The sequence below is a fragment of the Enterobacter sp. BNK-16 genome (assembly GCF_048684955.1).
GTDB lineage: Bacteria > Pseudomonadota > Gammaproteobacteria > Enterobacterales > Enterobacteriaceae > Enterobacter > Enterobacter bugandensis.
Window position 1 is genome coordinate 2187630 of record NZ_JBLQTQ010000001.1, and the last position, 14946, is coordinate 2202575.

Here is a 14946-nt window from a genome sequence, read left to right on the forward strand (position 1 = left end):
ATGGGAGAGGGAAGGGGTGAGGGCACCAGCCCGCACAATCCCGCACTGATTAGAAGTTGTAACCCACGACCAGGTAACCACCCCAGCCGGTAGAGCGGACGCTAAAGTCGCCGTTACCGAAGTTCAGGCTCGCGTCGTCGTTCCACTGGCCACCGTTGTGCCAGTAACGCGCAACAACAGAGTAGTGCCAGTGATCGTAGTTCAGCGCCAGGATGTGGCTGGAGGCGATGGAATCGTTGGTACGCGCTTTCTTGCCGTTCAGGTCACGGAAATCGTCGTCGCCCAGGTCTGAGCCCCAGTCAAAGTTAGTGAAGCCGATGTAGCTCAGATTACCGCCCCAAAGCTGGGTAATTGGCACGAAGTATTTCACTTTGAAACGGTAGCCGTCCCACTCGTTTTCATTCGCTGCGCCGTAGTTCTGCCACTGGTATTTTGCATACACGTTCAGGGACAGGCTCATTGGCAGGCCGGTGTCAATGTCAGTACCCAGACCCATATACCAGGTGCTCTGACGACCGGACTTATTGCGGCCCATGTCGTAGATGTAGTTGTTCGCGAAGTACCACTCTTTGAACGGACCAAACGCCAGGCTGGTACCGGTCAGTTTGTCGATGGAGAAGCGCGGTTCAATCTCCATGAACAGTGGGGAACCGTGGTTCCAGATACCTTTCGCATCGGTGTTACCACCGAAGAACACAGGCGCATCCATATAGCCGTAGAAATCAAACCAGTCTTTCTTGGCGAACGCTTCATATTCCAGGTAAGTATCGTTGCGGATCTGCGGTCCGAAACGGGTGTGGTAGCTGCCTACCACGTTAACGCTCTGGTGCCACCAGTCGGAGAGGTATTGTGGTTTCTCGTTTTCCGCTGCGTTAACAGTGAAAGAGGAGGACAGTGCCAGAACTGCACCGGCTGCGAGTAATGTTTTTTTCATAATCATGCCACTGATTGAAATTCCCTTCCGGGAGTGAAAAATGCGCGAATTGCGTTTCTAAATATTTCGTGTTTCTGCGGTGCCTATTATAGGAATCCCTGCTCACAAAAATATGTGTTGTTTCACATATCTCTCACACGCGTAATCGATTGCGTTCACGTTTGCGTACTTTAAACGGCCGGGATTGTAGCGGCAATCATTTCTGTTGCCAATCCATACGAAATGTAAATGTTAGCGGAGTGACATTTCACTCCGCTCAAAAGGAAGGGATTACTGCGCGGCAGGTTGGATGTCGTGAATGCGGATAAAGCCTAACTGCTCAGGCGTAAGTCCGCTTAGCTGAAGTGGAATATCCACATCGCTGGGCGCTAACACGCTGGCCGGAGCGGTGAACAGCTGGTTCTTCACGTTCACCTCCTGGTAGCTCTCCGTGGTGCCCTGGATCTGGCCCCACTCTACGGTGCCGCTGAAGGCGGGCAGCGGCTCGTTGGACTCACCGTGAATACGTAATGTTGCGCGCGTACCATCCGCATTCGCCGCCACATTCACCAGAGACATCTTCAGCGCGCCAATCTGGCTATTAAGCAGGGCAGGCGTATTCGCTCCAGGCAGCAGATATACCCCGCTGGTGGATTTGGCGTTCAGCGCGTTTTGCTGGGTGATCTTCACCGTTTCTTTGTTCAGTTTGTCCATCGCCGTGTTGAGCGTATTCACGCTTTGTTTCATCTGGCGGACTTCGGTTTGCTGTGCACAGGCACTAAGGGTGAAGAGGCTCCCCACCAGTAAAATTTTCAGGTAACGTCTTGTCATAGCGTTTATTCCTTGAAATGACGGATCCCCATAATGGTAGCCAGCAACGTACCGCCAGACATAGATCCTTTATCTCAAAAGCTCCTCCTTTGTTGTCAGGCCAGATCAGGGTAAAATGAAAATCAGTTAACCAGATAACAGGGATACCGTATGCATTGCCCATTCTGCTCCGCTGTGGATACCAAAGTCATCGACTCTCGCCTTGTGGGCGAAGGGTCTTCTGTGCGCCGTCGTCGGCAGTGTCTGGTGTGCAACGAGCGTTTCACGACCTTTGAGGTTGCAGAGCTGGTAATGCCGCGCGTGGTAAAAAGTAACGACGTGCGCGAGCCGTTTAACGAAGAGAAACTGCGCAGTGGAATGCTGAAGGCCCTCGAAAAACGGCCCGTCAGCGCGGATGATGTCGAAATGGCGTTAAACCACATTAAATCTTACCTGCGTGGCCTGGGCGAGCGTGAAGTGCCGAGCAAAATGATCGGCAACCTGGTGATGGAGCAGCTGAAAAAGCTCGATAAGGTCGCCTATATCCGCTTCGCCTCTGTCTACCGCAGTTTCGAAGATATCAAAGAGTTTGGCGAAGAGATCGCCCGCTTACAGGATTAAGCCCATGCAGGATGAGAAGTACATGGCGCGAGCCATGAAGCTGGCGCAGCGCGGTCGTTTTACCACCCATCCTAACCCCAACGTCGGGTGCGTTATCGTGAAAGATGGCGAGATCGTGGGGGAAGGGTTTCACTATCGCGCAGGCGAGCCGCATGCTGAAGTGCATGCCCTGCGTATGGCGGGGGAGAAAGCGCGAGGCGCGACGGCCTACGTGACGCTGGAGCCCTGCAGCCACCACGGGCGCACGCCGCCGTGCTGTGAAGCGCTGATTGCGGCAGGGGTTTCGCGCGTGGTCGCCGCTATGCAGGATCCTAACCCGCAGGTGGCGGGCCGCGGCCTGTATCGTCTGCAACAGGAAGGGATCGACGTCAGCCACGGCCTGATGATGCAAGATGCGGAAGCCATCAACAAAGGCTTTCTGAAGCGCATGCGCACCGGCTTCCCGTTTATTCAGCTTAAGCTGGGCGCCTCGCTGGACGGCCGTACGGCAATGGCGAACGGTGAAAGCCAGTGGATCACCTCGCCGCAGGCAAGGCGCGATGTGCAACGTCTGCGCGCGCAAAGCCATGCTATCCTCACCAGCAGTGAAACCGTTCTGGCTGACGATCCGGCCATGACCGTGCGCTGGGATGAGCTGAATGCCGATACCCAGGCGCTTTATCCGCAGGAGAACCTGCGCCAGCCGCTGCGTATTATTATTGATAGCCAGAACCGCGTGACCCCGGCGCACCGCATCGTGCAGCAGCCGGGTGAAACCTGGATTGCGCGCACCAAAGAAGATACGCGCGAATGGCCGGAAGGCGTGCGTAGCATTATGGTGCCGGAGCATAACGGACATCTGGATCTCGTGGTGCTGATGATGTTGCTCGGCAAGCAGCAGGTGAACAGTATCTGGGTCGAAGCCGGTCCGACGCTCGCCGGCGCGCTGCTCCAGGCGGGGCTGGTGGATGAACTGCTCGTCTACGTTGCGCCTAAACTGTTAGGTCACGACGCGCGCGGCCTGTTTGTGCTGCCTGGCCTTGAAAAACTGGCCGATGCACCGCAACTCACATTCAGCGAGATTCGTCCGGTGGGTCCGGATGTCTGCCTCCATTTAAAGACAGCGTAATTGCTCCCGAAATAGGGAAGCAGTGCGCAAAGTATTATGATAAAATCCGCCCCCCTGCGGGGCCAAATGAACCCGTAAAGGAAGAGTATGAACATTATTGAAGCTGCTGTAGCTACCCCGGACGCTCGCGTCGCCATCACCATTGCGCGTTTCAACAACTTCATCAACGATAGCCTGCTGGAAGGTGCGATTGACGCCCTGAAACGTATCGGCCAGGTTAAAGATGACAACATTACCGTTGTTTGGGTTCCAGGCGCTTATGAGCTGCCACTGGCGGCGGGCGCGCTGGCGAAAACCGGTAAATACGACGCGGTGATTGCGCTGGGTACCGTTATTCGTGGCGGCACTGCGCACTTCGAATACGTTGCGGGCGGTGCAAGCAACGGTCTGGCACACGTTGCGCAGGATGCTGAAATTCCTGTCGCGTTCGGCGTGCTGACCACCGAAAGTATTGAACAAGCCATCGAACGTGCTGGCACCAAAGCCGGTAACAAAGGTGCAGAAGCTGCACTGACCGCGCTTGAAATGATCAATGTATTGAAAGCCATTAAGGCCTGATTTTTTTGTAAGGGGAATTCCGTGAAACCTGCTGCTCGTCGCCGCGCCCGTGAATGTGCCGTCCAGGCACTTTACTCCTGGCAGTTGTCCCAGAACGACATCGCTGATGTTGAATACCAGTTCCTGTCAGAACAGGACGTGAAAGACGTTGACGTTCTGTACTTCCGTGAACTGCTGTCGGGAGTGGCGACTAATAGCGCGTATCTCGATGGCCTGATGAAGCCATACCTGTCCCGTCTGCTCGAAGAACTGGGTCAGGTAGAAAAAGCAGTGTTGCGTATCGCGCTGTTTGAGTTGTCTAAACGTGATGATGTGCCGTACAAAGTGGCCATCAACGAAGCGATCGAACTGGCGAAAACCTTCGGCGCCGAAGACAGCCACAAGTTCGTTAACGGCGTACTTGATAAAGCCGCACCTGCGATCCGTCCCCACAAAAAGTGATCCGCAAACCGGAGTTCTGCATTGCCTGACGGGCAGTGCGGCTCCGGTTTTTTCTTTTATTTGCTGAGGCATAACGTATGGCATGCGGCGAATTCTCCCTGATTGCCCGTTATTTCGACCGTGTCAGAACCTCTCGTCTTGATGTTGAAACCGGCATTGGCGATGACTGTGCACTTCTCAATATTCCTGAAAAGCAGACGCTGGCAATCAGCACCGACACCTTAGTGTGCGGACGTCATTTCTTACCTGATATCGATCCTGCCGATCTGGCGTATAAAGCGCTGGCGGTCAACGTCAGCGATCTGGCGGCAATGGGCGCTGACCCGGCCTGGCTGACGCTGGCCCTGACGCTGCCGGAGGTGGATGAAGCCTGGCTTGAAGCGTTCAGCGATGCGCTGTTTGAACAGCTGAACTACTACGATATGCAGCTGATTGGCGGCGATACGACTGCCGGGCCGCTGTCGATGACGCTGGCGATCCACGGCTATGTGCCGCTCGGTCGCGCGCTGAAGCGCTCGGGCGCTAAACCGGGCGACTGGATCTACGTGACCGGTACGCCGGGAGACAGCGCGGCAGGGCTGGCGATCCTTCAGGATCGCTTAAACGTGAAGGACGCTGACGATGCGGCGTATCTGGTGAAGCGCCACCTGCGCCCGACACCACGTATTCTGCACGGTCAGGCGCTGCGCGAGCGGGCCAGTTCGGCTATCGATCTCTCTGACGGTCTCATCTCGGACCTCGGACATATCCTGAAGGCCAGCGGGGTGGGCGCGCGCGTTGACCTGGATCTGTTCCCGCTGTCGGAGCAACTGCTTCGCCATGTGGAGCCTGAGCAGGCGCTGCGCTGGGCGCTCTCCGGGGGGGAAGACTACGAGCTGTGCTTCACGGTGCCAGAGCTGAACCGTGGAACGCTGGACGTGGCATTGGCCCATCTTGGCGCAAAGTTTACCTGCATCGGTCAGATCATGCCGGAGAGTGAAGGGCTGAAGTTTGTGAAAGACGGTGCGCCCGTTACGCTGGACTGGAAAGGGTACGATCACTTCGGGTAAGTTTGTGCACTCAGTATTGCCGGGTAAGCGTACGCCACCCGGCAAGTGTTTACTTAAACCCCACCACCGGATGCTGCTGATACGGCGTCTCCAGCTCGGCAACCTGCTCCGGCGTCAGCGATAAATCCACCGCGCTTAACAACTCGTCCAGCTGTTCTTCCCGCGATGTACCAATAATCGGTGCGGCGACACCCCGCTTGCCCAGCAGCCACGCCAGCGCCACCTGCGCGCGCGTTGCGCCGATATCGTCGGCGATCCCGGCTAAACGTTCGGCAATCAGCGCATCGCTGGCTTCGGTACCGGAATAAAGATTTTTACCCACTTCATCCGATACCAGCCGCGCCGTGGTTTCTCCCCACGGACGAGTTAAGCGTCCGCGCGCCAGCGGGCTCCACGGGATCACCGCCACGCCTTCCTGGTAGCAGAGCGGCAGCATCTCGCGTTCTTCTTCCCGGTAAATCAGGTTGTAGTGATCCTGCATGGTGACAAAGCGTGCCCAGCCGTGCTGCGCCTGGAGATCGAGCGCCTGAGCAAACTGAGATGCGTGCATTGACGACGCGCCGATATAGCGCGCTTTACCCGCTTTCACGACATCGTTCAGCGCTTCAAGGGTTTCTTCAATCGGCGTGTTGTAATCCCAGCGGTGAATTTGCAGCAGGTCGACGTAATCCATGTTCAGGCGTCTGAGGCTGTCATCAATGGAGCGCAGGATCTGCGCGCGAGAGAGGCCTTCAGCCAGATCGCCTGACGGGTAATACACCTTGGTGGCGACCACAATCTCATCCCGACGGGCAAAATCACGCAGAGCGCGGCCCACAATCTCTTCGCTGCTGCCGTCAGAGTAGCTGTTGGCGGTATCGAAGAAGTTGATGCCGCCGTCTATAGCGCGCTTGATGATAGGGCGGCTGCTCTCTTCCGGCAGCGTCCAGGCGTGATTTCCCCGGTCAGGCTCGCCAAAGGTCATGCAGCCCAGGCAAAGCCGGGACACCCTGAGGTCCGTTTTTCCTAATGTCGTGTATTGCATGGTTCCGCTCCTGCTGTTTAAACAATACGTTTAAGCATAGCAGGAGCAGAAAAGGGGAGGGATCAGGCCAGCCAGCTGCGGATTCTGGCTTCGATACCGGCGGCGTCCAGGCCGATATCGGCACGCGCCTCGTCCTGAGTGCCTTGCGGGATGAAGTGGTCCGGCAGGCCGAGGTTCAGCACCGGAACCAATTTACGGTTCGCCATCAGTACCTCGTTAACGCCGCTACCCGCGCCACCCATGATGGCGTTCTCTTCCAGCGTGACCAGCACGTCGTGGCTTTCCGCCATGCTCAGAATCAGAGATTCATCGAGCGGCTTCACAAAGCGCATATCCACCAGCGTCGCGTTCAGGGCTTCAGCGACTTTTGCCGCTTCCGGCATCAGCGTACCAAAGTTCAGGATCGCCACTTTTTCGCCGCGACGTTTCACCAGACCTTTACCGATGTCCAGTTTTTCCAGCGGCTGAAGTTCAACGCCCAGGGCATTGCCGCGCGGATAGCGTACCGCGCAGGGGCCGTCCTGATAGTGGTAGCCGGTATACAGCATCTGACGACACTCGTTTTCGTCGCTTGGCGTCATGATGACCATGTCCGGAATGCAGCGCAGGAAGGAGAGATCAAACGCCCCCTGGTGCGTCTGGCCGTCAGCCCCCACGATGCCCGCGCGATCGATAGCAAACAGCACCGGCAGCTTCTGAATGGCAACGTCATGGATCACCTGGTCGTAGGCGCGCTGCAGGAAGGTGGAGTAAATCGCCACCACCGGCTTGTAGCCGCCAATCGCCAGCCCTGCCGCAAAGGTGACCGCGTGCTGCTCGGCAATGGCGACGTCGAAATACTGGTCCGGGTATTTTTTGGAGAACTCGACCATGCCGGAGCCTTCACGCATGGCAGGCGTGACCGCCATCAGCTTGTTATCTTTTGCCGCCGTCTCGCACAGCCAGTCGCCAAAGATTTTTGAGTAGCTTGGCATTCCGCCGCTGCTTTTCGGCAGGCAGCCGCTGGTATGGTCGAACTTTGGCACCGCGTGGAAGGTGATCGGATCTTTCTCCGCCGGTTCGTAGCCACGCCCTTTTTTGGTCATGATGTGCAGGAACTGCGGGCCTTTCAGGTCGCGCATGTTTTTAAGCGTGGTCACCAGACCCAGCACATCGTGCCCGTCCACCGGGCCGATATAGTTAAAGCCCAGCTCTTCGAAAAGCGTGCCCGGCACGACCATGCCTTTGATGTGTTCTTCGGTACGCTTGAGCAGCTCTTTGATCGGCGGCACGCCGGAGAAAACTTTTTTCCCGCCTTCCCGCAGCGACGAGTAAAGCTTGCCGGAAAGCAGCTGCGCCAGATGGTTGTTCAGCGCGCCGACGTTCTCGGAGATCGACATTTCGTTATCGTTGAGGATAACCAGCATGTCCGGCTTGATATCGCCCGCGTGGTTCATGGCTTCAAAAGCCATCCCGGCGGTGATCGCACCGTCGCCAATCACGCAGACGGTGCGGCGCTGCTTGTTCTCTTTCTCGGCGGCAACGGCAATACCGATGCCCGCGGAAATGGAGGTAGAGGAGTGGCCGACGCTCAGCACGTCATACTCGCTCTCACCGCGCCACGGGAACGGGTGCAGGCCGCCCTTCTGACGAATGGTGCCAATTTTATCGCGACGTCCGGTCAGAATTTTGTGCGGATAGGCCTGGTGGCCAACATCCCAGATCAGCTGATCGAACGGCGTGTTATAGACGTAATGCAACGCCACGGTCAGCTCAACCGTGCCAAGCCCGGAGGCGAAGTGGCCGCTGGAGCGGCTAACGCTGTCGAGCAGGTAGCGACGCAGCTCGTCACACAGCTTCGGCAGACTCTCTTTCGGCAACAGACGTAACTCCTGGGTGGAGTCAACTAACGCCAGTGTCGGGTATTTGGCAATATCAAAACTCATCAAAGGCTCATCGAGATATATAGTTTATTTATCACGCTGGATTATATAGTCCGCTAGCGCTTCCAGTGCCGAGGTATCCAGCGATTGCGCGGCCAGCTCATTCAGCGACTGGCGGGCATCGTCAATCAGATCCCGGGCTTTACGTTGGGCTTGCTCAAGACCCAGCAGGGCGGGATAGGTACTTTTGCCAAGCTGCTGGTCCGCACCCTGACGTTTACCCAATGTTGCAGTATCGCCCACCACATCCAGAATGTCATCCTGAACCTGGAATGCCAGACCGATACTTTCTGCGTATCTGTCCAGAATCGGCAGGGCTTTGCGCCCTTGCTCACCCGCGCTCAGCGCGCCCAGGCGAACGGCGGAACGAATAAGCGCGCCCGTCTTATGGCGATGAATACGCTCCAGCTGTTCCAGATTAACCTGACGTCCTTCCGCTTCAAGATCCAGCGCCTGACCGCCGCACATGCCGGCCACGCCGCTGGCCATTGCCAGTTCGGAGATCATCGCCAGGCGGTCGCGGTCGGCCACTTCCGCCATCGGCGCATCGCTCAGAATCGAGAACGCCAGCGTCTGCAAGGCATCGCCCGCCAGAATGGCATTCGCCTCGCCAAACTTAATGTGGCAGGTTGGCTGACCCCGGCGCAGATCGTCGTCGTCCATCGCCGGGAGATCGTCGTGGATCAGCGAGTAGGCATGGATGCACTCCACGGCGGCAGCCGGGGCGTCCAGCGTATTATCGCTGATGCCAAACATATTGCCCGTGGCATACACCAGGAACGGGCGCAGGCGTTTTCCCCCTAAGAGTGCGCCATAGTGCATGGCTTCAACCAGTGGAGTGTTCTGAAAAGGCTGTGGCTCAATAAAACGGCGCAGGGCGTCGTTGGCGCGAACGACGCGCGCCTGAAGCGCGTTGGTAAAATCCATTTACTCGGCGTCCGGTGTGAATGGCGTGGTTTTAGCGTCTTCGCTGTCGGAAAGCAGGATCTGCACACGCTGCTCGGCCTGCTGGAGTTTTACCTGCCCCTGGCGCGCAAGCTGCACCCCGCGCTCAAATTCGTTGAGGGCGTCTTCCAGCGGTAAATCGCCGCTCTCGAGGCGGGTAACAATCTGCTCAAGCTCACTCAGCGCAGTTTCAAAACTGGCCGGTGCGTCGTTCTTCTTCGGCATAGTGAATTAACTCTTATATTCTTCGCCCCAACATGGTAACGGACTCGGGGCAATTATCAAATAACGCGAGTGGCGCGATGGTGGTATACTTGCGCGCCTGGATGCAGCCACGGGTGTGGGCTGCTGTATCATTTTCCACTACAAGCCTTTATAAGCTTGCCTAAGAAACATTGCCGCCATGAAGTTTATCATTAAATTGTTCCCTGAAATCACCATCAAAAGCCAATCTGTGCGTTTGCGCTTTATTAAAATTCTCACCGGGAACATTCGTAACGTATTAAAACACTACGACGAAACGCTCGCCGTAGTGCGTCACTGGGACCACGTTGAAGTCCGTGCGAAAGACGAAAGCAAACGCCTTGATATTCGCGACGCGCTGACCCGTATTCCAGGTATTCACCATATTCTGGAAGTGGAAGACGTTCCGTTCAGCGATATGCACGATATCTTCGAAAAGGCGCTGGTACAGTACCGCGACCAGATCGAAGGCAAAACCTTCTGCGTGCGCGTGAAGCGTCGCGGTAAGCACGAGTTTAGCTCGATTGAAGTTGAGCGCTACGTCGGCGGTGGTCTGAACCAGCACGTTGAGACGGCGCGCGTGCGCCTGACTAACCCGGACGTCACCGTTAACCTTGAGATCGAGAACGATCGTCTGCTGCTGGTTAAGGGCCGTTATGAAGGTATTGGCGGTTTCCCGATCGGCACGCAGGAAGATGTGCTGTCGCTGATCTCCGGCGGCTTCGACTCCGGCGTCTCCAGCTATATGCTGATGCGTCGCGGCTGCCGCGTGCACTACTGCTTCTTCAACCTGGGCGGCGCGGCGCATGAGATTGGCGTTCGTCAGGTGGCGCATTACCTGTGGAACCGCTTCGGCAGTTCCCACCGCGTGCGTTTTGTGGCGATCAACTTTGAGCCGGTAGTGGGCGAAATCCTTGAAAAAGTGGATGACGGCCAGATGGGCGTGATCCTCAAACGTATGATGGTGCGCGCGGCGTCCAAAGTCGCCGAGCGCTACGGCGTGCAGGCGCTGGTCACCGGCGAAGCGCTGGGCCAGGTCTCCAGCCAGACGCTGACCAACCTGCGTCTGATCGACAACGTATCAGATACGCTGATCCTGCGTCCGCTGATCTCCCACGATAAAGAGCACATCATCGACCTGGCGCGCGAAATCGGCACCGAAGACTTTGCCCGCACCATGCCGGAATACTGCGGTGTGATCTCTAAAAGCCCGACCGTCAAGGCTGTGAAGGCGAAGATCGAAGCGGAAGAAGAGAACTTCGATTTCAGCATCCTGGAAAGAGTAGTGGCAGAAGCGTCCAACATCGACATCCGCGAGATTGCCCAGCAGACCGAGCAGGAAGTGGTTGAAGTGGAAACCGTGAGCGGTTTCGGTGCGAACGATGCGATTCTGGATATCCGCTCCATCGACGAGCAGGATGACAAGCCGCTGAAGGTTGAAGGCGTAGAGGTGGTTTCTCTGCCGTTCTACAAGCTGAGCACTAAGTTTGGCGACCTCGATCAGAGCAAAACGTATCTGCTGTGGTGTGAGCGCGGGGTGATGAGCCGCCTGCAGGCGCTGTACCTGCGCGAGCAGGGATTCGCGAATGTGAAGGTGTATCGTCCGTAGCGTGCGGCCTGGTGCCCTCACATTAAAAACGGCAACCAAAGGTTGCCGTTTTGCTTTTACCTCGCGCCACCCGGCTTTTTTTATGCACTACTCTTCATAGTAATTATAAATCCCCGCCGGCATCACCAGCGACGACGCCACTTCGTAGGCCTTCTCCCGCCCGACCAGCAGATCAATAATCTTTAAGCCAAAATCAATCGCGGTGCCGGGCCCCTGGCTGGTCAGCAGGTTGACGCGCGGATCCCAGACGACGCGTTTATCCACCCAATGCTCTTCCGGGATCGTATCCTTAAGCCCCGGGAAGCCAGTCATATTGCCGATGGGGAAGATATCGTGCGGAATCAGAACTGTTCCAGCGGCGGCACAGATTGCCGCGACGATGCGGCCGGACAGATGAAACTGACGCACGGTTTCAACCAGCAGCGGGCTGTCGCGGAAACATTCCGCGCCTTTTAAGCCGCCGGGCAGGACGATGATGTCGTAATCGCCGTCAGCAACCTGGACAAGCGGTGCGTCTGCCAGGATTTTCACCCCTCGTGAACAGGTGATTGCCAGATTGCCGTCGCTGGCTACGCTGGCGGTTGTTACCTTAATGCCGCCACGTACCATTAAATCAATGGTGGTGACCGCTTCCATCTCTTCGCTACCAGGAGCGAGGCAAATCAGTGCCGACGCGCTCATATTCACTCTCCTTACGTTTAACCAGGTCATACAGACGGGCGTTTTCCGGCACGGCGATGCCGTGCGAGCGGGCGCGCTTTAGCAGATAGCCGGTAATGTAATCTATCTCCGTATGGCGTAATGCCCGAACGTCCTGCAGCATCGAGGAGATGTTCTCAGCCGTACTCTCAATAACCTGCTCGACATAACAGCGTAAATCCTCTGCTGAGGTGTGCAGGCCTTCTCGCTCAATGACCGACGCGACTTCTGCACACAGGGACGCCACCTCCTGCGGATGGTTTTTCAGTTCCCCGTTCGGGCAGTTCCACAGCGCCGTCAGAGGATTGATCACGCAGTTTACGGCCAGCTTGCGCCACAGCTGAGGGCGGATGTTGTTGTGCCAGGCGACGTCCGGCAAGACCTTTTGCAGAACATCGGCCAGATAGCTGTAGTCGCCATCCTGTGTTCTGGCCGGGCCGATGTGCGTCACGCCGCTGGCGACATGCACGATAATAGTCCCGTCGCGACGCGCAGCGTGGGTGGTGGTCGCCATTAGCAGAGGCTGCGGGACGCTTTTCAGCTCATCAAGGGTTCCCATACCGTTATGCAGCAGCAGTATGAGGGACGTGGGGGGGAGCTGCGCGGCCAGAGTCTTAACCGCATCTGAGACCTGCCACGCCTTGAGCGTCACCAGCAACAGGTCGCTTTGCGCCAGGAAATCAGGATCGTTCGCGGTGAGGGATTCGTTAAAAATGCTTCCGTCTTCACCAATCAGGTTGACACTGCAATAGGGCTGGGGCACGCGCAGCCAGCCCTGAACCTCATGTCCGTGCTTGCACAGCGCGGTCAGCCACAGCTGGCCGAGCGCTCCGCATCCGAGCACCGTAATTTTCATTGTTCCTCCTCACCTGCAACTGCGCCAGGTGTTACAGCTTAATTATACAGCTAAGCTTCTGTTGAGTTATGCCTCGTAGCGGGTATTATGCAACGCAACAAAAGTGAAGGGAGAAGAAAAGATGCCATCTTTCGATATTGTTTCCGAAGTTGATATCCAGGAAGTTCGCAACGGCGTTGAGAACGCAACCCGCGAAGTTGAGTCACGTTTCGATTTTCGCGGCGTTGAGGCGTCGTTTGAGCTGAACGACGCAAATAAGACCATTAAGGTGCTGAGCGAGTCTGATTTCCAGGTGAATCAGCTGCTCGACATTCTGCGCGCCAAGCTGTTAAAACGCGGCATCGAAGGAACGTCTCTGGACGTGCCGGACGAGTTTGTCCACAGCGGTAAGAACTGGTTTGTAGAAGCCAAACTGAAGCAGGGCATCGAGAGCGCGGTGCAGAAGAAGATCGTGAAGCTGATTAAAGACAGCAAGCTGAAGGTGCAGGCGCAGATCCAGGGCGAAGAAATTCGCGTGACCGGTAAATCTCGCGATGACCTCCAGTCCGTGATGGCGCTGGTGCGCGGCGGGGATTTGGGTCAACCTTTCCAGTTTAAAAACTTCCGCGATTAAGACAAAAAAGCCCGGTTCATCCGGGCTTTTTTTCACGCTTTGATCGCCTGCTCCACCTCGAAACGGTTCGTCACTTTGCTGTCAATTTTGACATAAGCACTGCGCTCTTCGGGAACAATCAGCACCTCTGTGACCCCTTCTTTTCCTTCCAGACGCTGCTTCAGCGCGTCGCTAATCTCCACGTCATCCGGGATTTCTACCCGCAGGCTGCTCACATAGCGTGGCTCTTTCATGGTGCTGGCAACCAGCAGCCAGACTGTCGCCAGCAGCGCGCCCGCGAGAAACACGGTTTGTGAATCAAACAGGCCGTCGACCCAGCCGCCAAGCGATCCGCCGATCGCCACGCCGAGGAACTGGCTGGTGGAGTAAATGCCCATTGCCGTGCCTTTGTAACCGGCGGGGGACTCTTTGCTGATCAGTGACGGCAGCAGCGCTTCCATCAGATTAAACGCCAGGAAGAACAACTGCACGCCTGCGATCAGCTCCCAGAAGTGCGGGCCGGCACCCCACAGCACGATCTCGGCAATCAGCAGTAACGCCACGCAGCCCACGAAGACGCGCTTCATTTTGCGCTTCACTTCGGCGTAGATGATGAACGGCACGACAGAGACAAACGAAATCAGCATCGTGACCAGATAAATTTTCCAGTGCTCGGCCGCCGGGAAACCTGCTGCGGCAAGCTGGCCGGGCAGGGCGACGAAGGTGGACATCAGCAGAATATGCAGGCACATAATGCCGAAGTTAAGCTTTAGCAGACGCGGCTCGGCGATGACTTTGCTAAAGCAGCCTTTAACCATCCCGGATTCACGGTTAAGGACATGATTTTTACTGTCTGGCACAACCCACAGGGTGAGTGCGATCCCGATGGTCGCCAGCACCGCAATCATCCAGAACAGGGCGTGCAGACCCAGTTTGTGCGTAATGATGGGACCGAGCACCATCGCAATCGCAAACGTTACGCCAAAGCTCACGCCGATGAACGCCATCGCTTTGGTGCGGTTTTGCTCGCGGGTTAAATCTGACAGCAGCGCCATCACCGCGGCGGCAATCGCACCGGAGCCCTGCAGGGCGCGGCCCAAAATAATGCCCCAGATGGAGTGGGAGAGGGCGGCAATAACGCTCCCGAGCACAAAGACCAGCAGCCCGCCGACAATCAGCGGCTTGCGGCCCACCCGATCAGAGAGCAGGCCAAAGGGGATCTGGAACACCGCCTGCGCCAGACCGTAGATACCGATCGCCAGACCAATCAGCGCTTCGCTGGAACCCTGTAACGCCATGCCGTACGTGGTCAGAACGGGCAGGACCATAAACATGCCAAGCATCCGCAGCGAGAAAACAGTCCCTAAACCCCAGGTCGCACGCAGCTCGCCCGGCGTCATTTTATAATCGTTCATTACCACCTCAGTTCAAAAGCAGGCCATAGTGTAGTGCGGGGAAGGGGCGGGGTAAATAAAGGCTTATTTAACAAATATTACATGCGCAATTAATAGATTTCGTGAATAAAAAAGGGTGCCGAAGCACCCTTTTCATCATCA

The 14946-nt window shown here is 56.6% G+C and carries 16 protein-coding genes; 7 read left to right on the forward strand and 9 right to left on the reverse strand.

Translation table 11 applies throughout. The annotated features are described in order from the left end of the window. Nucleotides 1-49 precede the first annotated feature (49 nt). Both ACMGGH_RS10435 and ACMGGH_RS10440 read right to left on the reverse strand, forming a co-directional pair. Nucleotides 50-934 (reverse strand): nucleoside-specific channel-forming protein Tsx, encoded by an 885-nt coding sequence (locus ACMGGH_RS10435; protein WP_028012146.1) that lies wholly within the window; start codon nucleotides 932-934, stop codon nucleotides 50-52. A 270-nt stretch (nucleotides 935-1204) separates the two neighbouring features. Then, the gene (locus ACMGGH_RS10440; protein WP_232948754.1) at nucleotides 1205-1744 is read right to left on the reverse strand and encodes a DUF3251 domain-containing protein; all 540 of its coding nucleotides are present in this window, start codon (nucleotides 1742-1744) and stop codon (nucleotides 1205-1207) included. Nucleotides 1745-1894: 150 nt separating this feature from the next. Between ACMGGH_RS10440 and nrdR the strand changes: the two genes are divergently transcribed. The 5 genes from nrdR to thiL all read left to right on the forward strand — a co-directional run bounded on the left by nrdR (nucleotide 1895) and on the right by thiL (nucleotide 5500). Continuing rightward, nucleotides 1895-2344 (forward strand): transcriptional regulator NrdR, encoded by a 450-nt coding sequence (nrdR, locus tag ACMGGH_RS10445; protein WP_008503337.1) that lies wholly within the window; start codon nucleotides 1895-1897, stop codon nucleotides 2342-2344. Between the two features lie 4 nt (nucleotides 2345-2348). After that, the gene (gene ribD, locus ACMGGH_RS10450) at nucleotides 2349-3452 is read left to right on the forward strand and encodes a bifunctional diaminohydroxyphosphoribosylaminopyrimidine deaminase/5-amino-6-(5-phosphoribosylamino)uracil reductase RibD (RefSeq protein ID WP_045259892.1); all 1104 of its coding nucleotides are present in this window, start codon (nucleotides 2349-2351) and stop codon (nucleotides 3450-3452) included. An 87-nt stretch (nucleotides 3453-3539) separates the two neighbouring features. After that, the gene (gene ribE, locus ACMGGH_RS10455; RefSeq protein WP_006176874.1) at nucleotides 3540-4010 is read left to right on the forward strand and encodes a 6,7-dimethyl-8-ribityllumazine synthase; all 471 of its coding nucleotides are present in this window, start codon (nucleotides 3540-3542) and stop codon (nucleotides 4008-4010) included. Nucleotides 4011-4031: 21 nt separating this feature from the next. Next, on the forward strand, nucleotides 4032-4451 hold the full coding sequence (nusB, locus tag ACMGGH_RS10460; protein ID WP_006809908.1) for a transcription antitermination factor NusB: 420 nt from the start codon (nucleotides 4032-4034) through the stop codon (nucleotides 4449-4451). 77 nt (nucleotides 4452-4528) lie between these two features. Beyond that, nucleotides 4529-5500: a thiamine-phosphate kinase gene (gene thiL / locus ACMGGH_RS10465; RefSeq protein ID WP_041911088.1), complete on the forward strand. Its 972-nt coding sequence runs from the start codon at nucleotides 4529-4531 to the stop codon at nucleotides 5498-5500. 49 nt (nucleotides 5501-5549) lie between these two features. Here thiL and ACMGGH_RS10470 read toward each other — a convergent pair whose 3' ends face one another. The 4 genes from ACMGGH_RS10470 to xseB form a co-directional block, all read right to left on the reverse strand. Then, nucleotides 5550-6524, reverse strand: coding sequence for an aldo/keto reductase (locus ACMGGH_RS10470; protein WP_028012150.1), 975 nt, complete (start codon nucleotides 6522-6524; stop codon nucleotides 5550-5552). 62 nt (nucleotides 6525-6586) lie between these two features. Next, entirely contained in the window at nucleotides 6587-8449 is a 1863-nt protein-coding gene (gene dxs / locus ACMGGH_RS10475; RefSeq protein ID WP_059357422.1) for a 1-deoxy-D-xylulose-5-phosphate synthase, read from the reverse strand. A 24-nt stretch (nucleotides 8450-8473) separates the two neighbouring features. Beyond that, nucleotides 8474-9373, reverse strand: a complete 900-nt coding sequence (gene ispA / locus ACMGGH_RS10480) for a (2E,6E)-farnesyl diphosphate synthase (RefSeq protein ID WP_028012152.1) — start codon at nucleotides 9371-9373, stop codon at nucleotides 8474-8476. Further along, nucleotides 9374-9616: an exodeoxyribonuclease VII small subunit gene (gene xseB / locus ACMGGH_RS10485; RefSeq protein ID WP_003859094.1), complete on the reverse strand. Its 243-nt coding sequence runs from the start codon at nucleotides 9614-9616 to the stop codon at nucleotides 9374-9376. 178 nt (nucleotides 9617-9794) lie between these two features. Between xseB and thiI the strand changes: the two genes are divergently transcribed. Beyond that, nucleotides 9795-11243: a tRNA uracil 4-sulfurtransferase ThiI gene (gene thiI / locus ACMGGH_RS10490; RefSeq protein WP_045259896.1), complete on the forward strand. Its 1449-nt coding sequence runs from the start codon at nucleotides 9795-9797 to the stop codon at nucleotides 11241-11243. A gap of 87 nt (nucleotides 11244-11330) precedes the next feature. Here the strand turns inward: thiI and yajL are convergent, their stop codons facing one another. Together yajL and panE are read right to left on the reverse strand one after the other, a co-directional pair. Beyond that, nucleotides 11331-11924, reverse strand: coding sequence for a protein deglycase YajL (gene yajL, locus ACMGGH_RS10495; RefSeq protein ID WP_028012154.1), 594 nt, complete (start codon nucleotides 11922-11924; stop codon nucleotides 11331-11333). Further along, nucleotides 11887-12798: a 2-dehydropantoate 2-reductase gene (gene panE / locus ACMGGH_RS10500; RefSeq protein WP_232948755.1), complete on the reverse strand. Its 912-nt coding sequence runs from the start codon at nucleotides 12796-12798 to the stop codon at nucleotides 11887-11889. Before panE ends, yajL begins: the two co-directional genes overlap by 38 nt. Before the next feature lie 121 nt (nucleotides 12799-12919). Between panE and ACMGGH_RS10505 the strand changes: the two genes are divergently transcribed. Next, nucleotides 12920-13411, forward strand: a complete 492-nt coding sequence (locus ACMGGH_RS10505) for a YajQ family cyclic di-GMP-binding protein (RefSeq protein WP_023293165.1) — start codon at nucleotides 12920-12922, stop codon at nucleotides 13409-13411. Between the two features lie 32 nt (nucleotides 13412-13443). On the opposite strand, the gene ACMGGH_RS10510 is transcribed toward ACMGGH_RS10505, so the two are convergent. Further along, the gene (locus ACMGGH_RS10510; RefSeq protein ID WP_232948756.1) at nucleotides 13444-14805 is read right to left on the reverse strand and encodes an MFS transporter; all 1362 of its coding nucleotides are present in this window, start codon (nucleotides 14803-14805) and stop codon (nucleotides 13444-13446) included. Between the last annotated feature and the right edge of the window lie 141 nt (nucleotides 14806-14946).

What these genes read in the sequence shown, in the direction of transcription:
- nrdR (WP_008503337.1), top strand. Translation starts at nt 1,895, where the DNA reads ATGCATTGCCCATTCTGCTCCGCTGTGGATACCAAAGTCATCGACTCT.
- ACMGGH_RS10470 (WP_028012150.1), bottom strand. Translation starts at nt 6,524, where the DNA reads ATGCAATACACGACATTAGGAAAAACGGACCTCAGGGTGTCCCGGCTT.
- yajL (WP_028012154.1), bottom strand. Translation starts at nt 11,924, where the DNA reads ATGAGCGCGTCGGCACTGATTTGCCTCGCTCCTGGTAGCGAAGAGATG.
- ACMGGH_RS10435 (WP_028012146.1), bottom strand. Translation starts at nt 934, where the DNA reads ATGAAAAAAACATTACTCGCAGCCGGTGCAGTTCTGGCACTGTCCTCC.
- ACMGGH_RS10510 (WP_232948756.1), bottom strand. Translation starts at nt 14,805, where the DNA reads ATGAACGATTATAAAATGACGCCGGGCGAGCTGCGTGCGACCTGGGGT.
- ribD (WP_045259892.1), top strand. Translation starts at nt 2,349, where the DNA reads ATGCAGGATGAGAAGTACATGGCGCGAGCCATGAAGCTGGCGCAGCGC.
- panE (WP_232948755.1), bottom strand. Translation starts at nt 12,798, where the DNA reads ATGAAAATTACGGTGCTCGGATGCGGAGCGCTCGGCCAGCTGTGGCTG.
- ACMGGH_RS10440 (WP_232948754.1), bottom strand. Translation starts at nt 1,744, where the DNA reads ATGACAAGACGTTACCTGAAAATTTTACTGGTGGGGAGCCTCTTCACC.
- ispA (WP_028012152.1), bottom strand. Translation starts at nt 9,373, where the DNA reads ATGGATTTTACCAACGCGCTTCAGGCGCGCGTCGTTCGCGCCAACGAC.
- dxs (WP_059357422.1), bottom strand. Translation starts at nt 8,449, where the DNA reads ATGAGTTTTGATATTGCCAAATACCCGACACTGGCGTTAGTTGACTCC.
- ribE (WP_006176874.1), top strand. Translation starts at nt 3,540, where the DNA reads ATGAACATTATTGAAGCTGCTGTAGCTACCCCGGACGCTCGCGTCGCC.
- thiI (WP_045259896.1), top strand. Translation starts at nt 9,795, where the DNA reads ATGAAGTTTATCATTAAATTGTTCCCTGAAATCACCATCAAAAGCCAA.
- xseB (WP_003859094.1), bottom strand. Translation starts at nt 9,616, where the DNA reads ATGCCGAAGAAGAACGACGCACCGGCCAGTTTTGAAACTGCGCTGAGT.
- thiL (WP_041911088.1), top strand. Translation starts at nt 4,529, where the DNA reads ATGGCATGCGGCGAATTCTCCCTGATTGCCCGTTATTTCGACCGTGTC.
- ACMGGH_RS10505 (WP_023293165.1), top strand. Translation starts at nt 12,920, where the DNA reads ATGCCATCTTTCGATATTGTTTCCGAAGTTGATATCCAGGAAGTTCGC.